We start from the raw sequence: 18,785 nt of genomic DNA, 5'->3' as shown, positions 1-18,785 counted from the left end.
TGATTATAGCACGGTAGAACCAGGAAAAGAAGGGCTAAGGGGGTGGAGTCAAGAGTCAGGAGAAAAGGGGTGAACGCAAGAACTCTGGCGCCTGATCTCCGAATCCTTCTCCTTGTCTCTTGACTCATCTCCTCCCCTGTCTTATTTTTTGGGGACAAAACAACTAAATTCGAGGTGATCTGAACATGACAAGTGAACGTATGGAATTCAAGACCGAGGTCAAACAGCTTCTCGACCTTATGATCCACTCTCTTTACTCCCACAAGGAGGTTTTCTTGCGGGAGCTCATATCGAATGCTTCCGACGCCATCGACAGGGCGCGCTATGAATCGTTGACAAACAGCGATATCCTGGAAGAGGGCAGCGGGTGGAAGATCAAACTCGTCGTCGACAAAGATGCGGGGACGCTTACGATCAGTGACAACGGCATCGGTATGACCCACGATGAGGTGATCGAATCGCTGGGCACCATCGCCCGTTCGGGCACAAAGGAATTCCTTGAGGCTTTGAAAAGCCAGGAGGTGAAGGACAATCCCGAGCTTATCGGCCAGTTCGGCGTGGGATTCTATTCCTCCTTCATGGTGGCCGACAGGATCACCGTCATCTCCCACCGCGCCGGTTCGAAGGGAACACGGGGCATCAAATGGGAATCCTCCGGCGACGGCACCTTCACCGTCGAGGAGACGGAAAAAGGATCCCGAGGCACCGACGTCATCCTCCATCTCCGCGAGGACGAGAATATCTATCTCAGCGAATGGGAAATCCGCAGCGTCGTCAAGAAATATTCGGATTTTATCGAGCATCCCATCGTCATGGAAGTGGAAAAAGAGATAGAGAGCGAGCTGAAAAAGGGCGAAAAGGTAAAGGTGCGCGAAGAAGAGACGCTCAATTCCATGAAGGCCCTCTGGCTCAAGGAGAGGTCGGAAGCGAGCCCCGAGGAGTACACCGACTTCTACAAGCACATATCCCATGATTTTCATCCCCCCGCAAAGGTCATCCATTACAGGGCGGAAGGGACGTCGGAATTCGCGGCCCTCATGTTCGTGCCTTCCATAGCACCCGTGAACATGCTCTACCGCGATTTCAAGTTTGGGCCAACGCTCTACGTGAAGAGGGTCAGGATCATGGACCACTGCGAGGATCTCATACCCCAGTACCTGCGCTTCGTGCGCGGCGTCGTCGATTCATCGGACCTGCCGCTCAATGTCTCCCGGGAGATACTCCAGAACAACCGGCAGGTTGATATCATAAAGAACTCGCTCACAAAGAAGATCCTCGAAACATTTGAGGAAATGAAGGAGAACGAATATGACGACTATCTCAAGATATACGGGGAATTCGGTCGCGTCCTGAAGGAGGGGGTCCATTTCGACCTGCCTAGGAGAGAGACCATTGCAGACCTTCTCCTCTTCGCCTCCACGAGTTCACAGGAAGGAAAGCTCAGGACCTTGAAGGAGTATATTGACGACATGAAGGAGGGCCAGGAAGAGATATACTATATCGTCGGTTCATCCCTTTCGGACGCCGCCAACTCGCCCTACCTCGAAGCCTTCAAACAGAAGGAATACGAGGTCGTCTTCATGACCGACGACATCGACGATTTCATCTTCAACGGCTTCGAATACAGGGGAAAGAAGATGCATTCCATCACGCGGGGCGACATCTCTCTCGACAAGGACAAGACGGTCCAGATAGAAGAGACGAAAAAGAAATACGCAAAGCTCATCGATCTCGTCAAGGAGACTCTTTCCGAGGAAGTGAAGGATGTTAGACTCTCGGGAAGGCTCACCGATACCGTGTGCTGTCTTGTAGCCGATGAAGGCGATCTCGACCCGGCCATGGAACGCCTTCTCAAGGCAATGGGCCAGGATCTGCCCCCCATGAAGCGGATACTGGAATTGAACCCTTCGCATCCGCTCTTCGTCTCCATGAACAGTATCTTCGAGAAAGAGGAGGCCAGCCCGGAATTGAAGGATTATATTCGGCTCCTCTATGATCAGGCACTGGTCCTCGAAGGATCGAAGCCCAAGGATCCAGCGGCTTTCTCAAGGGCGATAGCGAGATTGATGGTCGAAAATGCGGAGAAGAGATAGAGACAGGGACCCGTGACCTCTCTTCACTCGAAAAACTCCATGAACTTATCCTTGAAGCCCTTGCGCGTCCTCGGCGATGAATCCTTGAATTCCCCCGCCAGTTCCTCGACGAGGGTCTTCTGCCGGTCTGTCAGCTCTGAGGGGATAACGATGTTGAGATAGACGAGCTGGTCACCCCTGCCGTAGCCATTGGACTTGTTGACACCAAGACCCTTGAGCCTGAAGACCTTTCCCTGCTGTGTGCCTGTGGGTATCTTGAGGACCGACTCACCCTCGATGGTAGGGATCGTTATCTCTCCACCCAGGCACAGGAGGGGAAAACCGACATCGACCTGAACGATGATGTCGTCCCCGGCCCTCTCGAAAACAGCGTGTTCCCTGACCTGGAGGACCACGAAAAGATCGCCGGGGATGGTGTCCCCAGACTGCTGCATCCCCTCTCCTCTCAACTGGAGGCGGGTATTGTTATCGACACCCGGGGGTATCCTGACCTTCAGCTTCTTCTTGGTCTTGACACTCCCCTTGCCCTTACAGTTCTTGCAGGGATTCTTTATAACCTGACCTTCACCGCCGCAGTACTCACAGGTTCTATTGATGGTAAAAAACCCGTGGCTCTGACGGACCTGGCCGCGGCCGCCGCAGTGCCTGCAGACCACCGGCTCGTGGCCAGGCTCGGCACGTGAACCGTTGCAGACGGGACATCTTGTTTCCTTGGGAATCTCGATCTCCTTCTCTCCGCCGAACACTGCTTCCTCGAACTCTATGGTCAGGTTATACCGGAGATCGTTTCCCTTCCTCTGGCGCGGTCTCTGGTTGCCGAAGAAGTCACTGAAAAGATCGTTGAAGACAGAATCGAAATTTCCCTGAAAACCGAAATCAAATACGGACCCCGCGTCGCCCGCAGCTCCGAAGCGCTCGTAGTGGTTTCTTTTCTGGGCGTCTCCCAGGACCTCGTAGGCCTGGTTTATCTCTTTGAACTTCTCCTCGGCCTTCAAGTCTCCGGGGTTGCGGTCCGGATGGTATTGAAGGGCGAGTTTCCGGTATGCCTTTTTTATCTCTTCGTCGCTTGCCCCCCGCGAAACATTGAGGACCTCGTAATAATCAACGTGCCTGCTTCTCATGATAAACCTTTCTTGAGCCTTACTGGATATCGGGTTTTTTTGAGACACCTACCCGGGAGGGTCTGATGAGTCTGTCATTGAGGAGATAACCTTTTTGCAATTCCGAAACCACGGTGTCAGGCTCCACGTCATCGTGTTCTTCCTGATAGAAAGCCTCATGAAAGTTGGGGTCGAACTTTTTGCCCACCGCTTCTACTGATTTGACACCGGCCTTTTCCAGGACCTTCATGAATTCGCTGAGTGTCATCCTGACACCTTCGTGGATGCCTTTGTGATCGTCAGTGGACTCGGCGTGCCTCAGGGCCAACTCGAGATTATCGAGAACGGGCAGCAATTCCTTGATAATGACCTCATTCGCGTACTTGAGCACATCCAGTTTCTCTTTCGCTTTGATCTTCTTGAAGTTCTCGAAATCGGCCTGAAGATAGAGCAGTCTTTCCTCAAGGGATTTGATCTTCCCTTCCTTCTCTTCCAGTTCCTTTTTCAATTCTGCGGGTGTCTCTTCTTTCTTTTTCTTTTTTTTATGCTCCTCATGTTTGTGTCCGTTACCGCCATTCTCTTCGTGCATTTCTTCCTTTTCGTCAAGGAGCAGGTCTTTGTCTTTTTCTTTCATTACTTTCCTCACATCAATTTAAAGAGATCTGTTACCGCCCGGGCAGTATAATCAACTATAGGGATAAGGCGCGAGTAGTTCATCCTCATCGGCCCGATGATACCAAGAAGGCCGTAGCTGTCCTCGCCGATTCGGTAGGCCGAAGTGATGATGCTCATCCCTTCCATCCCTTTCATGTCACTTTCGCTTCCAAGAATTACGTTAATGCCTTCTTCACTCAGGTACCGGTCAAGAAGCTGTATCAGTCTTTCCTTGTTCTCCAGGGTCCTGAAGAGGTCTTTGAGCTTTTCCACATCGGAGAATTCAGGGATACCGATCATCTTCGATGCCCCCTCTATATAGATCTCCCTCTTCTCCTCCTCGCCTACAAGAACATCAAGCGTATCCTGTATCTTTCGATAGAGGGTCTGAAAATTTTCCCTGTCCTTGTGCATGTCCTTAAGGATGTTCTCCTTGAGGGCATAAAAAGGCATGCCGGAGAAGCGTTCATTCATGTAATGTTTCATCTCGTCAAGTACGCCTTGCTCGAGATCCTCGCTGGTATCGACGAACCTCCTGTGGACCATGCCCGATGACGTGACGAAAACAACGAGGATCGTACTCCGGGAAAGCCTGACAAACTCCACTTCTTTGAAAAGCATCGTATCGACCCTGGGCTCTACAACAATGCTCGGACATCGTGAAATGGCGGCGAGCACCCGCGAGGCATCAGCCATGAGCTCTTCCGCATAGGCATAGCGCAACCGGGAAAGGGTTTCCAGGGCCTTGAGCTCCTTCTTTCCCGGAACCCCGGGAGCCGGCAGGCTGTTCACATAATAGCGGAAGGCCTTGGGTGTGGGTACCCGCCCGGCCACCGCATGGGGTTTGTACAGAAAGCCCAACTCCTCAAGCTCGCTCATGATATTCCGGATGGTGGCGGAACTCACCTTCTTCTTCATCACCCGGGAGATCATAATGGAACCTATGGGCTCGGCGAAGACGATGTAATTCTCGACGATGAGCTCAAGCACAGACCTTTCACGGTCATTCAAGATATCCCGTAAACCTTCCATTGATACAATACATTAATTATCCCGCCCGCCTTTGTCAAGAAAATGGCATGGGTCGCCATTGACGCTGCGTTCCGGGAAACGCAATCTTACAGGTATGTCCCGTTCCTGTGCCGATCAACAGAAAACGGGGGCGCATATGACCATCCAAACCGTGAGAATGCTGATATCCGTTTTGTTTCTTGCTTGTGCCCTCGCCGCCGTCTTCGCCATGTTCGAGATGCTCAGACGGGAGGAAGGGAGGTTCAATGCCGAAAAGTCCACAGGGGTTCCATCGCACCAACGGCATTGTGTTATTCATGTCGGCCCTTGCCCTCGGAGAGGATTGGGTGCAGCCTGCATGAAAGAACCGAAAAAGAACCGGAGACTCTTTCATCGGTCACCGGAATCTGGTTATTGTCTTTTGAATTGGTTATTGTCTTCTCAGACGGTTAATTCAAAGGTGCTGGGGTGCCAGTTGCGGTGGGAACTCGCCTCTGAGTATCTTTTCATCGCTATGTTGCTTACGTGAACATCATAGGGACCGATGCTTGCGCTGTAACGGACAACGCCGCTCTCGACCGCCGCGCCGGTGCGTTTCAGTGCCACGCTGTAATCGTGCCCGTTCCTCTGCCCTTCAAGCGCCTGACTGCTCCCGGCGGAAGAAACATTGGCGGGGAGCCGTTCCTGTGTTCCCTGAGCCCTCGTCCCCGAACTGATCCTGACATCGTCGCCATCGAAGGCAACAAGGAAGGAGGGCAGATCCTTGCGTGAACCTGCGCCCTGTCTGTCCTCACGATGGAGGTCTTCGCCTCTCCGCGCCTCGCCGATAACCGGAACGTGGCCGCGTGTCCGTATATTTTCTGATGTTATAACAGTAGTATTCATCTTGATGATGCCACTATTCTAACACTTTTTTTCTTTTTGGACGAGAAAAAAATCGAAAGTCCCTTAAAATATCTGCCGCCTCTGTGTCAAGCCTTCTTCTTGACTTTCCCATTCTCATACAGTATTGATTCATACATTGACCAAGTTTAAGAAAGGATCTGCGCATGACCGGCGATAACGACGCCTGCTATGTTTTCTTGCTTCGCGGTCAGAAGGTGCTTGTCGACCTGTCCTCGCGGCCGCCGAAAGTGCCGCGACAGTCTACCGCAAAGAGCCTGGGGCTGTCCCTTGAGAGCGCGTACCGCCTCGGCTCCCTGAATGGCCTCGAGTGCTATGCTTTTTCTGTCACCGGCGACAGGGAACCCCCGCCTGGAATGGATTTCCTGGGTCTCAGAAAGCTTTTCGGGGTCCTCGATGGAGACCAGTATTCCATGGCTGTCAGGGCACTCGGGATCCTCAACTGGGATGGCACCTGCCAGTTCTGCAGCGTCTGCGGTTCGCGTCTCACAAGGCACGACGTTATCCTCGCCAAGCAGTGTGAGGCTTGCGGCTTCACGATGTTTCCCAGGATATCTCCGGCAGTGATCGTCCTCGTGGAAAAGCGGGACAAGGTGCTTCTTGCCAGGGCAAGCAGATTTGCCGAAGATCTCTATAGCGTCCTGGCGGGTTTTGCAGAACCCGGCGAGACGCTTGAGGACGTGGTGCGCAGGGAGATCAGGGAAGAGGTCGGGATAGAGGTCAAGGACATCCGCTATTTCGGCAGTCAGCCCTGGCCCTATCCCGACTCCCTCATGATCGGCTTCATTGCGTCATGGGCGGCCGGTGAGATAGCCATCGACAACGACGAGATAAGCGATGCGCGGTGGTTCACCGTCGAGAACCTGCCGAAAATACCGGACAGGATCAGCATTGCAAGGGCACTCATAGACTGGTTCATTGAAAAGAACAGGAAAGGAGCCCAATGAAAGCAATAGTCTTCGACGGGAGCCTGAGGATTACCGGCACCAGGGGAAAACCGGTCCCGGCGCATGGCGATGCCCTGATCAGGGTCTCCATGGCCGGCATCTGCAATACGGACATGGAGATAACGAAGGGTTACCTGGGATTTAACGGGACCATCGGTCACGAGTTTACCGGCATTGTGGAGGCGATTGGCGGCAGATCGAAGAAGCTGGTCGGGAAACGCGTCGTCGGAGAGATAAATTGCGGATGCGGGCACTGCGACATTTGTCTCAAGGGCCTTGAAAAGCATTGCCCCGACAGGACCACCATCGGGATACTGGGGAGGGAGGGCGCGTTCGCGGAGTATATGACGCTTCCCGTCAAGAACCTTCATGAAATACCCGACGGCCTTACCGACGAAGAGGCGGTCTTCACCGAACCGCTGGCCGCCGCGTTTGAAATACTCGAGCAGATCAGGGTCGGGACCCGCGATACCATCCTTGTCGTCGGCGATGGCAAACTCGGCATCCTCTGCGCCCTTGCGCTCAGGCTGACCGGGGCGCACGTGACCCTGGCAGGAAAACACCCCTCGAAACTGAGCATTGCCCGGGATCAGGGTGTACCGGCGGTAATGACAAAAGACCTTTACCCGGGCAGCAAATACGACATCGTTGTGGAGGCGACAGGCAGCGCCGACACCTTCCAAACCGCCATGAAGCTCACAAAACCCCGCGGCGTCATCGTCCTCAAGAGCACCGTGGCCCACGGCAGCCCCATCAACCTCGCCCCCATCGTCATAGACGAGCTAAACGTCATCGGCTCCCGCTGCGGACCTTTCAAACCGGCCCTGAAGGCCCTGGCTGACGGCCTCATCGACGTTAAGCCCCTCATTTCGGCAATCTTTTCTCCTCGAGAAGCAAAGAAAGCCTTCGCGGCCGCGAGAAACCGCAACACCCTCAAGGTGCTTATCGATTTCAGAAGGAAGTGACAACCAATGACCAAACAAGAAGGAACGGCTGGCCGGAGATCTTTTCTCTGACCATTGTGATTTGGTCATTACGGTCGTTGGACATTTCTTCCTTCAGAATATAATATTGATGTACCCATGAAAGTTTCAGAGACATCTTCGATAATACGGACATATGACCTTTGGAAACAATACGAGGATGAAGGTCATGACGGCATGGCCCTTCGGGGCGTCGATCTTGATATTAAAAAGGGTCAGATCATAGCCCTTTTCGGGAAGAGCGGCTCGGGAAAGACAACGCTCCTCAATCTGCTGGCGGGTCTCGATGAACCTACGCGGGGGCGGATCGAGATCGATAAGGAGGACCTCGGGGCCCTGGGAGAAAAAGGCAGGACCCTCCTTCGGCGCCACAAACTGGGTTTCGTCTTTCAGTTCTTCAACCTTCTGCCAACGCTCACCGCGGCGGAAAACGTCCATCTCTCCCTTGAACTGGCCGGGCGTGCCGACGAGAGGCTCACCCATGAATTCCTGGACCTTGTAGGTCTTGCCGGCAAGGAGCGGCGATTTCCTCATGAACTTTCAGGCGGGGAACAGCAGCGTGTCGCCATAGCCCGGGCCCTCGTCAAGAAGCCTCCCATCATCCTCGCCGATGAACCGACGGGGAATCTGGATTCCGCGACGGGAGTGCAGATACTTACCCTCTTGACCAGCCGTTGCCGCGACGCCGGCACGACCCTCATCATGGTGAGCCACGCCATGAACACATGCGAATACGCCGACAGGGTCTTGCGGATGACCGACGGCAGGATATTCGAAGAAAACTCCTGCAAAGGTCTGGCCCCTTGACAGGCGTCATCCGGTCATTCCTGCGCTACCTGGTGCGGCGAAAGAGCCTCAGTATACTCCAGCTTCTCGGCATCGCACTGGGTGTGGCTGCTGCGGTGGGGATGACGCTGGCCTCCCGCTCCGCCCTTGAGAGCCTGGGGAACGCCGTCGACTTCCTCAGGGGAGACACCACCCACACCATTGCACGCCCGGCGGGACCCATGGACGAAGGACTGCTCTCGGGACTTATGGGCGACCCCGCTGTCAAGCATTTCGCTCCCGTCATCGACCGGAGGGTCAGGCTGGAGGGAGGCAAGCAGGTCCGCATGCTTGGCGTCGACCCTTTTCTTGACAAGGACCTCCGTACGATCACGGCCCAGATAGCCGCGTCTGCCAGCGATAATAAAGGAGAAGGGGTCTTTTCATCCTTCCTTTTCGATGCCGGGGCGGTTCTTGTCGATGAGAGCATAGCGAAGGATCTGAACCTTTCACCGGGAGGCACCCTCACGACCTTGCAGGGGCCCCTGAAGGTCGTTCACATCTTTCGCAATCCCTCCGGCGAGCCTCTCATAATCATCGACTTAGGGCATGCTCAGGAGTTCTTCCGCATGAGAGGGTACGTCGACCGTGCCGACCTTGTCGTCACCGACGAAGAGGCCCTCCGGCGGCGATGGGCCACGGGTTTCACCATCGAATCCAACACCGAGAAGGCTCAAACCCTGTCGGCCCTTCTTGGCGCCTTCAAGCTGAATCTTCAGGCGCTATCCCTCTTCGCCCTCTTTGTGGGCATCTTCCTCATATACAACACGGCCATGTTCGCTGTGGTAAGCAGGCGCAAGGATGCCGGCATCCTTCTTTCTGTTGGCGCATCCAGGGAACAGGTGGCTGGCGCCTTTCTTGTCGAGGTCCTTCTCCTCGGAGCCCTCGGGGGAGCCCTCGGGGGAGCCCTCGGCTACCTCCTGAGCACATTTCTCGTGCAGGTCGTAGGCAATACCATAAGCACCCTCTACTTCTTTCTGAGACCTTCCGCGCTTCCCTGGTCTTCCTGGAACCTGGCGGGAGGGGTCTTCCTCGGCTGCACGGCAAGCATCGTGGGCTGTCTGCCGCCCCTTGTGGAACTCCGCCGCGTCCAGCCCGTGCACGTCCTCAGGGGAAGGACGGCGACCCGTGGCGCATCGAAAAAAATGAAGACCATCGCCGTGGCGGGAGGGGTCTGCCTGGCCCTGGCGCTTGCCCTTTTCGGGCTCTCTTTTCTCCATGTATATGTCGGTTTTGCCGGTGCCTTCGTCTTTCTTCTCGGCGCAAGTCTTTTCGCGGGCTTTGTCATCATCCTCGCGGTTCCCGGAATGAAGCGTCTTTTCTCCTCGGTCATGGGACTCGCCGGCCGGATAGCCATCGGGAACATCAGAGAGAACCTGGGGAGGACATCCGTTGCCGTTGCTGCCTTCATGATCGCTTTATCCATGTCCATCGGCCTCGCATCCATGATCGACAGCTTTCGCCACTCCCTCGTGTGGTGGATGAACGGCCAGCTTCGGGGCGACCTGTACATCTCGACAAAGGCTGACGTGAACGTACCGGAAGAGCTTTATGAGGAACTGAAAATGATACCGGGTATCGGCGGCATCGATGTTTTCCGCAACGTCCCGATAACCTTCAGGGGTAAACCGGCCTCGATCACCTCCATAGACGCCTCTGTTCTCCAGCGATATGATCGGTTCGGCTGGCTCGATGGAGGGGACGGGAGCTGGGAACAGGTGAAGCGGGGCGATGTCATCATCTCCGAGAGTTTCTCCCGGAGATTCAAGGTTGGACGGGGAGACCGGATCACCATTGAAGCGGTTCACGGCCCGGCGGAGCTTCTCGTTGCTGCCGTTTACTACGATTATGCTTCGGAACACGGGGTGATCATGATGGACCGTTCCATCTATCTGAGACTCTTTCGCGACAGGACCATAAACAGTCTGGGTGTCTTTATCGACAAAGGGAATTCCGATCACGCAAGGATCATCGAGGAGGTAAAACACAAAGCGCGATCCTATGGCCTTCCCTTTGCGACCCGTGAAGAGTTCCACGGGAGGATACTTGATGTTTTCGACAGCACCTTTGCCGTCACGCGGTCAATGCGCGTTCTCGCTGTCATTGTGGCTTTTTTCGGCATAGCCGGGGCGCTTATGACGCTTTTTGTCGAACGACAGAAGGAGTTCGGCGTCTACCGCGCCCTGGGGTTCACCCTCGGTGATGTCGCACGCATGACCGTTGCGGAAGGCCTGGGGCTGGGACTCATAAGTTTTTTCATGAGCACCGTCGTGGGGACCGTCTTCGCGCTTATCCTCATCAAGGTCATCAACCTTCAAAGCTTCAACTGGACCATCTTCTACCATTTTACCGCACGCCCATACGTGGTCGCGGCGCTCACGGCACTCACAGCCAGCGCGGCCGCCTGTGCATACCCGGTGTGGTCAGTGATCCGCAGGTACCCGGTCATGCAGATCAGGGAGGACTGAGAGCTATGAAGATCCGGCACAACCTTGCCGCCAGATTCGCTGTTTTCCTTGTTTTCACCTTTCTGTGCTCCCTCTATACCCCCGGGACTTTGGTCGCGCGGGAGTGGAAACAGGCTTCGGAATTGCGGCTTTGGTCCTTTCCCCGCGACCACGGAAGCCATGGGGAATACAGGACCGAATGGTGGTATTTCACCGGAAACCTGACCAACAGCCAGGGAAACAGATACGGGTACCAACTCACCTTTTTTCGCTACGGCCTGGCGCTGGGATCCAAAAACGCCTCCAAACCCTGGTCCGTGCGGGACATCTACCTCGCCCATTTTGCCATTACCGATGTTACGAATGGAACCTTCCGCTACCGTGACCGCGTCTCACGGAAGGGGCCTGGCCTCGCCGGGTCAGCCGGTGATGCCATGAACGTCCATGTCCTCAACTGGTCCGCCCTCATGAGAGATGGCCGGATCATCCTCAAGGCCGCCCATGACGGCATGGAACTTGCGCTCAGTCTCACGCCCGCCAAGCCCCTTGTCCTCCATGGCCGGCAGGGACTCAGCAGGAAGGGCCCGCTGCCGGGTCAGGCCTCATATTACTATTCTTTCACGGACCTGAGGACGGAAGGCACCCTCAGGAGCCCGGGCATGAAAGGCCCTGTCGCGGTACGGGGAATAAGCTGGTTCGACCAGGAATTCGGTTCCAACCAGCTGTCACAGGAGCAGGCGGGCTGGGATTGGTTTGCGCTGCACCTCAGCGACGGCCGTGACCTGATGGTGTATTACCTGAGGAAAAAGGACGGCACCATGGAGAAGGAATCATCGGGAACCCTCGTGGAACCCGACAGCGCCTCGCGTCATCTCACACTCTCAGCCATAGACACAACCATCCTCGCCTATTGGAAAAGCGTCAAAACGGCCGGGCGATATCCGGCGGCCTGGCGCATCCGGGTCCCCGCTGCCGCCATCGATGTCACCATTGCTCCCCTCGTCGCGGACCAGGAACTTGTCAATACGGCATCGACGGGCATCACGTACTGGGAAGGAGCCGTCGACGGGAAGGGAACGTCACAGGGGAAAGAGGTGACCGTCGAAGGATATGTCGAGCTCACCGGCTACGCCGGCACGCTGGGAGGTAAGTTCTAGAGACGGTTTCACGTTTCAACCTGCAAAGTTTCAGGATAAAAGTCGGGGATACTGGTATAATCTCGAAGTGATAGTACAGATTTGTTTATAGCCTTTGCCTGAGACCTGGAATTTGAAACGTGAAACCGGTTGTTCGAGGGGGACGGATGGATAAGATAACGATCGGCATCAGCAGATGCCTTCTGGGCGAGAAGGTTCGATATGACGGCGGGCACAAGCATGACCGGTACATAACGGACACACTGGGCCAGTTCTTCCACTTCGTTCCTGTATGCCCCGAGGTCGAATGCGGCTTGCCCGTTCCCAGAGAACCGATGCATCTTGCCGATGACGTTGACAATCCTCGACTGGTGACCGTCCACACGGGTATCGATCACACCGAGAGAATGAAACAATGGGCTGAGAAAAGGCTTGACGAACTGGCAGGGCAGGAACTTTCCGGTTATATATTCAAGTGCAGATCTCCGAGTTCCGGCATGCGGGGGGTCAAGGTCTACATGGGGTCGGCACCGCCCGTCCACCGTGGCGTGGGGCTCTTCGCGGCCGCCTTTATGAAGAGGTTTCCCCTGATACCCGTAGAGGATGAGAACCGGCTTCACGACCCGGGGCTGCGCGAGAGCTTCATCAAGCGCGTATTCGTCTTCGAAAGGTGGCGGGAATTCACGAAAACGGGGGGCTCCCTCAAGGATCTCGTTGAGTTTCACAGCAATCATAAGCTCCTCGTAATGGCCCACAGCCAGAAACACCTATCGGCGCTGGGCAAACTTGTCGGCGGCGCAAAGGGATTCGGGCAAGACCTTTGCACTACCTACATCGAGACCCTCATAGAAGGGCTCCGCCTCATTGCCACAACCCGAAAGAACACCAACGTCCTCCAGCACATTTTGGGCTACTTCAAGAAGGACTTGACCGGCGCCGAGAAAAAAGACCTTCTTGAGATAATAGACGCGTACCATCGCGGACTGATTCCCCTCGTGGTACCCGTGACGCTCCTCAACCATTACGTGCGGAAATACGATAAGCCATATCTCGAAGAGCAGCACTATCTGAACCAGCATCCCCTGGAGCTGATGCTGAGAAATCATGCGTGAGATGATAATAACCGATGAACAAATCCAAATAGCCAAGATGGTACAAGCTCCTTATGGTTATTGGAATGTGGTCATTGGTTATCACCCGCAAAGGAGGTTCTATCGTGAAAAAGATCATTACATCCATTCTTGTGGTGGCGGTGTTCCTTACCCTGGCATCCCAGGTTCTTGCGCTCACTCCAAAGCCACAGAAGGGACAGAAGATCGAGAGGCTCACCGGCAGAGTAACATCCATCGATACCTCCGAGATGACGATGGTTGTGGAATCGAGAAACGCAGGGATGACATTTGACATCGGCGGAGCAAAGCTCAAGGGCTATAAAACGGTCAACAATATCAAGGAAGGGGACCGCGTAACCGTTCAGTTCGTCATGAGCCGGGGAAAGGCAACAGCCAGGACCATCACGAAGAACAAATCCTATCGGGGAGGTTCAGCGGCGGGTGTTGCGATAATCTCAAGCGACCACAAATAGAAAGGGGCCGGGTAAGCACCCGGCCCCTTGTTTGTTCCACGCTCTCAACTGCTGCAGCCGGAACCGCAGCCGCCAGCGCTTGTTGAACAGCAATCACCGCTGTTCTTGGCCGATAACGCCGACTTCAGAAGAAACCCCGCTCCCGTCGCGGACTCGATGAAATCAATGTTGATGGGTTTGGCTTCTTCGTAAAGTTCCTTGTCGATAATAAACTTCACTCCCTTTTCCACGAATGTTTCGTCGCCGCTTAATGGCCCATCCAGGGCCATGCCCAATGAGGGCCCCGATCAACCACCTTCGGTCATCATGATCCTGACCGACTGGGGTTCTCCTTTGCCTTCGAGGAGTTTTCTGATCACCTCACCGGCTTTTTCTGTTACCTCAAACATAATGTCTCCTTTCTACAAGACTGGGTACCCCAGAAGAGGTACCATATCCCATTAAGATATACACAATTAATATTTTGTCAAGCGGCAAGACCTAACCAATGGATATCACAAACGTTAGCGAAAAGAACGGCATGAGGGGCAAGACGAGGCCGGAATAAGAGAACGAGGGTCAGTCATTATGCACTTTCGACAGCAGTGGTTTATAATTGAAACAGGAATTCTTTTTGCACGGAGGTGGCACATATGGCAACCGGGACTTTTTTGCAGTGGCTTTCCGGATTTCTGGCAGGTTTGGTGGCCGGCATGGCCATGGGTATTACTTCCGAGGTCGCAGCCCGTTTACGGATCTTCAAGTCAAGTATGTTCATTGTTGACGGGAAGTTTCTCCTGAGAAACTTCGGTATGGAGGGCAGTCCCAAGCTTGTTTATCTTGCCGGCGTCCCCATGCACCTGGTGACAAGCGGGGTATTCGGCGCCATGTACCCGGTGGCCGCCGGCCTCGCAGGCCTCGAGACCCTTTCCGTCGGGTTGACAGCTTTCTATGTCTTCCTCCTGTGGCTATCCATGCTTTTTATCGCCCTGCCCACAGCGGGGCAGGGTTTTTTCGGGAGCAAGGCCGGACCCTTGACCTGGCTTGAGCAGGTCTTGCTTCACATTGTCTTTTTCGTCATATACTACGGGATGCTCGCGGTTGCCTATCACCCACCGACAGCGCTTTCTCAGACGATCCGGTAATCCCCGTCATCCTGCACGATCAGGCCGTCCCTGATCATCGTGTGAAGCACTGACGCCAATCGGTCCTTATCGTGGCCCGTGGCGCAGGTGATATCGTCGATAGCCGCAAAGCCCTTCTGTAGAAGAAGACTGATTATCTTCCCCCTGGCTTTTCTGTCGGAATCGGGAAAAGGGGCCTGTCTGGAATAATGTGCACTCCTCCTGTTCGGGTTCTGTACTGTCTTCCCAAGCACGGACCCGTAATCCATTAGGGCGTAGTACCAATCCCTGGGGTTCGACCGGTCGAGTGCGGCCTCGACAAGGGGCATGATCTGCCTGTCCGAGACCCTCGTATGGTCTGTGAAGAAGCGGTGAATGAAGACCCGCCTGATGTTGGTTTCGATGAATGCCGCGGGCATGTTGAAAGCGAATGCCATGATAGCCCCGGCTGTAGCCTCGCCAACCCCCGGCAGAGCAAGCAAGGATTCCCGGTCCTGCGGAAGTTCGCCCGAATGTCTCTCCATTACGACCACGGCGAGCCTTTTGAGCAAGAGAGCTCTGCGGTTGTATCCCAGACCCTGCCAGGCCCCCATGACGTCCCGAAGAGGCGCGGCCGCAAGAGAACCGAAATCCGGCAGCAACCGGATAAAGGGCTCGTACTTTTCCCTTACCCGATCGACCCCGGTCTGCTGCAGCATGATCTCGGAGACGACCACCCTGTATGGCGTGATGTCTTCCCTCCAGGGAAACACCCGCTTGTACCGCCCGTAGAACTCCATGACCTCTCGCCGGAAGGCCCCCATATCCGGCAATTCAACAAAGGGTTCGCCGGACATTGCAGACCCTCGCGCCGGAGATGTTCTACCTGTCCTGGAACCGGGCAATGTCTTCAGCGCTGAGTTCCGGCAGGTCCCGGATTATGTCGCATATACAGAGTTTCGTGCAGGGAAGGTTCTCTGGATCATACCTCGTCAAAGAAGCCTCGATACCCTTCACGGCCTCCTCTTGTTCGTTCTCTTTCACGGTGATATTGTACGGCGAAGACGAACCCGTGTCAAACACGGGAGACGAAGGAGAAGATAAGGATGAGCAGGGCGAGGGCAATGCGATAGTAAGCAAACAGGTCAAGGGTATGTTTCTTCAGATACCCGATGAGAAACTTGAGGCTGACGGCGCCAAAAACAAAGGCCGAAAGCATGCCGCAGACATAGAGCGCCGTCCCTTCCCCCTGGAACTGAACGTGTCTCATTTCGGAGAGAGACACTCCCAGGATGATGGGAATGGAAAGCATGAAAGAAAAATCGACGGCTTCGCTTTTTTTCAGACCGAGAAGCAATGCCATAGTGATGGTGATGCCGCTTCGCGACGTCCCGGGCACAAGGGCGATGGCCTGAGCGACACCGATCGCGATGGCGATGGGCGTGGTGAGATCGCTTCTGTCGATGTTGATCCTCTCGGATACGATCATGAGGATCGACACGAGGGAAAGCATGAAGGCCGCTACGAAAGGGGCCCTCAAGTAGCTCTCAATGATGTCCTTCCCGAGAAAACCGGCTATCACTGCCGGGATGGTGGCAATGACCAGCTTGAAGAGCATGGAATCGGCCCCGCGGCCACCCCTGAAGTCGATGAGTCCCTCGACGACAACACGGGCAAATCTCTTGCCGTAGATCAACAGGACCGCGAAGAGTGTGCCGAAATGGAGTATGATATCGTACGTCAGCGGGTTGATGCCCTCCTGGGACATTTCAAAGAACCAGGGGATGGCGATCAGGTGGGCAGAGCTGCTGATGGGGAGAAATTCCGTGATGCCCTGCACGGCACCCATAAGGATGCTCTGCAGTACCGTCACGAGATCCCTCCCGGCAGGAACCGGAACCCTATCTCCAGGGAATCCGTATTGAGGGACGACGGGATGGCCGGCAACGGTTCCACCGCCCTCAGAACGCGAAGGATGGACTCGTCATATATCCTGTTGCCGGAGCGTTTTTCAATGTCTATGTCGGTAATGCGTCCGTCCTTTCTCACCTTGATCGTAATGATCGTTTCAAGATCCTTCTTTGCCATGCCGGGGACATTCCATGCATTCTTTATCTTTTCATAGACATCGAGAAGGTATTTCTGCATCGCAGGGTCAAGGGGTGTACCGGAACCGCCGCCGGAGCCGGGCAAACCTATTCCGGAGCCCGTGCCTCTGCCGGAACCACCCGATCCGGCCTTTGCGACGTCTATGTAGTCTGTTTTCTTCCTGATGTTGCGTATCCGCTCTTCGAGACGGTCAACTTCCTCCCTGGTCGCCTTGTTCCTCGGGGGAACCTTTTTCTTCGAAATGGACACGGCGTTATCCTCTTTCCGGATCGGCTGAAGTTTTTTGGGGGGAGTCTTCTTTTCCTTGACAGCGGGTGCGGGTTTGTCCGGCTTCGGTTGGGGCTTGGATTCCGCGGCGACCTTCCGCCCTCCCGATCCGCCTCCCAGACTGCCCGCGCTGCCGACGAGATTAACGGAATATGCCGACGACAGATCGATCTTCCTGGAAGAACCCCATTTTATGGGGATGGAAAAAGCGCCCAAAACGATGATATGAAGCGCCATGGAAACAGCAAGAAACTTGTACCAGGTCTCTTCACTCATTTCTATCCAGAGGCTTCGTTACTATGTTCACTTTATCGACGCCAGCTTCCCTGATGGTCCCCATGCACCTGACGACAAAACCATAGGGCACATCCTTATCAGCGCGCAGGAATATCTCTTTCTTGTCCTTGTTGGCAAAAAGAAATTGTATGGCCCCTTTCAGGTCTTTGGCTTCGATCCTCTTCTCGTTGAGAATGAGCCTCTGATCCTTTGTGATGTTAAGGATCTGCGGCTCCTCCTTCGCGGGCAAGGCCTTGGCCGTCACATTGGGAATGTCGATACCGAGCCCGTGCTGCATCATGGGCGCGGTGATCATAAACACAATAAGAAGAACAAGCATGACATCAACGAGGGGAATAATGTTGATCTCTGACAATGGCCCTTTTGAATCGCCCCGTGCTTTCATTTCTCCAGGATGTTGATAAGATATATTGCTGCATTGTCCATGCGGGAGAGGATCCTTTTGAGTCTGCCCAGAAAGTAGTTATAGGCAAGAACGGCAGGTATGGCAGTGGCCAGACCCAGGGCCGTGGCGATGAGCGCCTCGCTGATGCCCGGTGCCACAACCGCAAGGCTCGTGGTACCCCGAATCCCGATCTCACGAAAGGAGTCCATAATACCCCATACTGTGCCGAAAAGACCGATGAACGGCGCTGTGTTGGCCACGGTCGCGAGAAAGGAAAGACGTCTTTCGAGCTTCACCGATTCATCCGATATGGCTATTCGGAGCATGTTCTCGATGCCGGGCAGATCGTCTTTGTGAACTCTACCCGGATTGTCCTTCTGCCTCGCAGTGACTTCCTTGTAGCAGGCGAGCACGAGGCGGTAAAAGGCGTTGTCCTGGCTGTCCCGATAGACCGATATAAGCTTCTTAAATGAATCGGCCTCCTTAAGAGCCCGGAAAAACCGCTCGCCCTCGGCTTCCGTCCTGCTGTACTGGCGAAACTTCATGAAGATGATCGTCCACGCCATTATGGAGAAAAAAAACAGAATCGCCATAACCGCTTTGGCCATCGGCCCTGCGGAGAGGAGCATCCCGATAAGCCCGCCGGTATACATGTCTGCGCTTGATACGTCCATTCTGAGTCAAGAGATTACACTAAAAGATGCCTCATTGTAAAGAAAAACCCCCTGGTTGGGTGCCAGGGGGAAGGGGGGTTATTATGAGAAGCTTGTGGAGGTGAATTTCGCGTTAAGTGATGCTATGTGAAATAATGCACGTTATGACCGAAACCTTTCTGATAGTTTCACGGATTGATTTCTCGCCAATCGTAACTGCCCTTGTTTTCAGGCTATTCTCAGTGGTTATATGTGAATTATTTAACATAGCTTGATTTATGATAATGTATTACGGAGTTCTTGTCAAT

At 54.5% G+C, this 18,785-nt stretch carries 20 protein-coding genes; 9 read left to right on the top strand and 11 right to left on the bottom strand.

All coding sequences use genetic code 11. The features are described from left to right. The first annotated feature begins 185 nt into the window (after positions 1–185). Positions 186–2,093: a molecular chaperone HtpG gene (gene htpG, locus PHC90_07145; protein ID MDD3846126.1), complete on the top strand. Its 1,908-nt coding sequence runs from the start codon at positions 186–188 to the stop codon at positions 2,091–2,093. 23 nt (positions 2,094–2,116) lie between these two features. Here htpG and dnaJ read toward each other — a convergent pair whose 3' ends face one another. The 4 genes from dnaJ to PHC90_07125 all read right to left on the bottom strand — a co-directional run bounded on the left by dnaJ (position 2,117) and on the right by PHC90_07125 (position 5,743). Continuing rightward, on the bottom strand, positions 2,117–3,214 hold the full coding sequence (gene dnaJ, locus PHC90_07140) for a molecular chaperone DnaJ (protein MDD3846125.1): 1,098 nt from the start codon (positions 3,212–3,214) through the stop codon (positions 2,117–2,119). A gap of 19 nt (positions 3,215–3,233) precedes the next feature. After that, entirely contained in the window at positions 3,234–3,827 is a 594-nt protein-coding gene (gene grpE / locus PHC90_07135; protein ID MDD3846124.1) for a nucleotide exchange factor GrpE, read from the bottom strand. 8 nt (positions 3,828–3,835) lie between these two features. After that, positions 3,836–4,858 (bottom strand): heat-inducible transcriptional repressor HrcA, encoded by a 1,023-nt coding sequence (hrcA, locus tag PHC90_07130; GenBank protein MDD3846123.1) that lies wholly within the window; start codon positions 4,856–4,858, stop codon positions 3,836–3,838. 441 nt (positions 4,859–5,299) lie between these two features. After that, a complete protein-coding gene (locus tag PHC90_07125; GenBank protein ID MDD3846122.1) occupies positions 5,300–5,743 on the bottom strand; it encodes a hypothetical protein in 444 nt (147 codons plus the stop codon). Positions 5,744–5,907: 164 nt separating this feature from the next. On the opposite strand from PHC90_07125, the gene nudC reads away from it, so the two are divergent. The 7 genes from nudC (at position 5,908) to PHC90_07090 (ending at position 13,684) form a co-directional block, all read left to right on the top strand. Further along, a complete protein-coding gene (gene nudC / locus PHC90_07120) occupies positions 5,908–6,708 on the top strand; it encodes an NAD(+) diphosphatase (protein MDD3846121.1) in 801 nt (266 codons plus the stop codon). After that, on the top strand, positions 6,705–7,673 hold the full coding sequence (locus PHC90_07115; protein MDD3846120.1) for an alcohol dehydrogenase catalytic domain-containing protein: 969 nt from the start codon (positions 6,705–6,707) through the stop codon (positions 7,671–7,673). The genes nudC and PHC90_07115 overlap by 4 nt, the downstream gene beginning before the upstream one ends. A 117-nt stretch (positions 7,674–7,790) precedes the next feature. Then, positions 7,791–8,498: an ABC transporter ATP-binding protein gene (locus tag PHC90_07110; protein ID MDD3846119.1), complete on the top strand. Its 708-nt coding sequence runs from the start codon at positions 7,791–7,793 to the stop codon at positions 8,496–8,498. Next, the gene (locus tag PHC90_07105; protein ID MDD3846118.1) at positions 8,495–10,984 is read left to right on the top strand and encodes an FtsX-like permease family protein; all 2,490 of its coding nucleotides are present in this window, start codon (positions 8,495–8,497) and stop codon (positions 10,982–10,984) included. The genes PHC90_07110 and PHC90_07105 overlap by 4 nt, the downstream gene beginning before the upstream one ends. 5 nt (positions 10,985–10,989) lie before the next feature. After that, positions 10,990–12,120 carry a lipocalin-like domain-containing protein gene (locus PHC90_07100; GenBank protein MDD3846117.1) on the top strand — a complete coding sequence of 377 codons (1,131 nt, stop codon included), beginning with the start codon at positions 10,990–10,992 and terminating at the stop codon, positions 12,118–12,120. 146 nt (positions 12,121–12,266) lie between these two features. Next, on the top strand, positions 12,267–13,211 hold the full coding sequence (locus PHC90_07095; protein ID MDD3846116.1) for a DUF523 and DUF1722 domain-containing protein: 945 nt from the start codon (positions 12,267–12,269) through the stop codon (positions 13,209–13,211). Positions 13,212–13,315: 104 nt separating this feature from the next. Continuing rightward, complete coding sequence (locus PHC90_07090; GenBank protein ID MDD3846115.1) at positions 13,316–13,684, top strand: hypothetical protein; 369 nt, start codon at positions 13,316–13,318, stop codon at positions 13,682–13,684. A 44-nt stretch (positions 13,685–13,728) separates the two neighbouring features. Here PHC90_07090 and PHC90_07085 read toward each other — a convergent pair whose 3' ends face one another. Beyond that, positions 13,729–13,959, bottom strand: a complete 231-nt coding sequence (locus tag PHC90_07085; protein MDD3846114.1) for a hypothetical protein — start codon at positions 13,957–13,959, stop codon at positions 13,729–13,731. A gap of 357 nt (positions 13,960–14,316) precedes the next feature. Between PHC90_07085 and PHC90_07080 the strand changes: the two genes are divergently transcribed. Continuing rightward, positions 14,317–14,808, top strand: coding sequence for a hypothetical protein (locus tag PHC90_07080; protein ID MDD3846113.1), 492 nt, complete (start codon positions 14,317–14,319; stop codon positions 14,806–14,808). Here the strand turns inward: PHC90_07080 and PHC90_07075 are convergent. The 6 genes from PHC90_07075 to PHC90_07050 are packed head-to-tail and all read right to left on the bottom strand — an operon-like array spanning position 14,793 to position 18,498. Next, positions 14,793–15,623, bottom strand: a complete 831-nt coding sequence (locus PHC90_07075) for a hypothetical protein (GenBank protein MDD3846112.1) — start codon at positions 15,621–15,623, stop codon at positions 14,793–14,795. The genes PHC90_07080 and PHC90_07075 overlap by 16 nt on opposite strands. 25 nt (positions 15,624–15,648) lie before the next feature. Then, complete coding sequence (locus PHC90_07070) at positions 15,649–15,810, bottom strand: hypothetical protein (GenBank protein MDD3846111.1); 162 nt, start codon at positions 15,808–15,810, stop codon at positions 15,649–15,651. 31 nt (positions 15,811–15,841) lie between these two features. Continuing rightward, positions 15,842–16,639 (bottom strand): undecaprenyl-diphosphate phosphatase, encoded by a 798-nt coding sequence (locus PHC90_07065; protein MDD3846110.1) that lies wholly within the window; start codon positions 16,637–16,639, stop codon positions 15,842–15,844. After that, positions 16,636–17,418: a TonB family protein gene (locus PHC90_07060; GenBank protein ID MDD3846109.1), complete on the bottom strand. Its 783-nt coding sequence runs from the start codon at positions 17,416–17,418 to the stop codon at positions 16,636–16,638. Before PHC90_07060 ends, PHC90_07065 begins: the two co-directional genes overlap by 4 nt. Further along, entirely contained in the window at positions 17,411–17,794 is a 384-nt protein-coding gene (locus PHC90_07055; GenBank protein ID MDD3846108.1) for an ExbD/TolR family protein, read from the bottom strand. Before PHC90_07055 ends, PHC90_07060 begins: the two co-directional genes overlap by 8 nt. Before the next feature lie 26 nt (positions 17,795–17,820). Beyond that, complete coding sequence (locus PHC90_07050) at positions 17,821–18,498, bottom strand: MotA/TolQ/ExbB proton channel family protein (protein MDD3846107.1); 678 nt, start codon at positions 18,496–18,498, stop codon at positions 17,821–17,823. Positions 18,499–18,785: the final 287 nt, after the last annotated feature.

This window comes from Syntrophorhabdaceae bacterium (assembly GCA_028698615.1).
GTDB lineage: Bacteria > Desulfobacterota > Syntrophorhabdia > Syntrophorhabdales > Syntrophorhabdaceae > Delta-02.
Note: the sequence above shows the minus strand (reverse complement) of the source record. Positions and strands in the feature narration are given on the sequence as shown.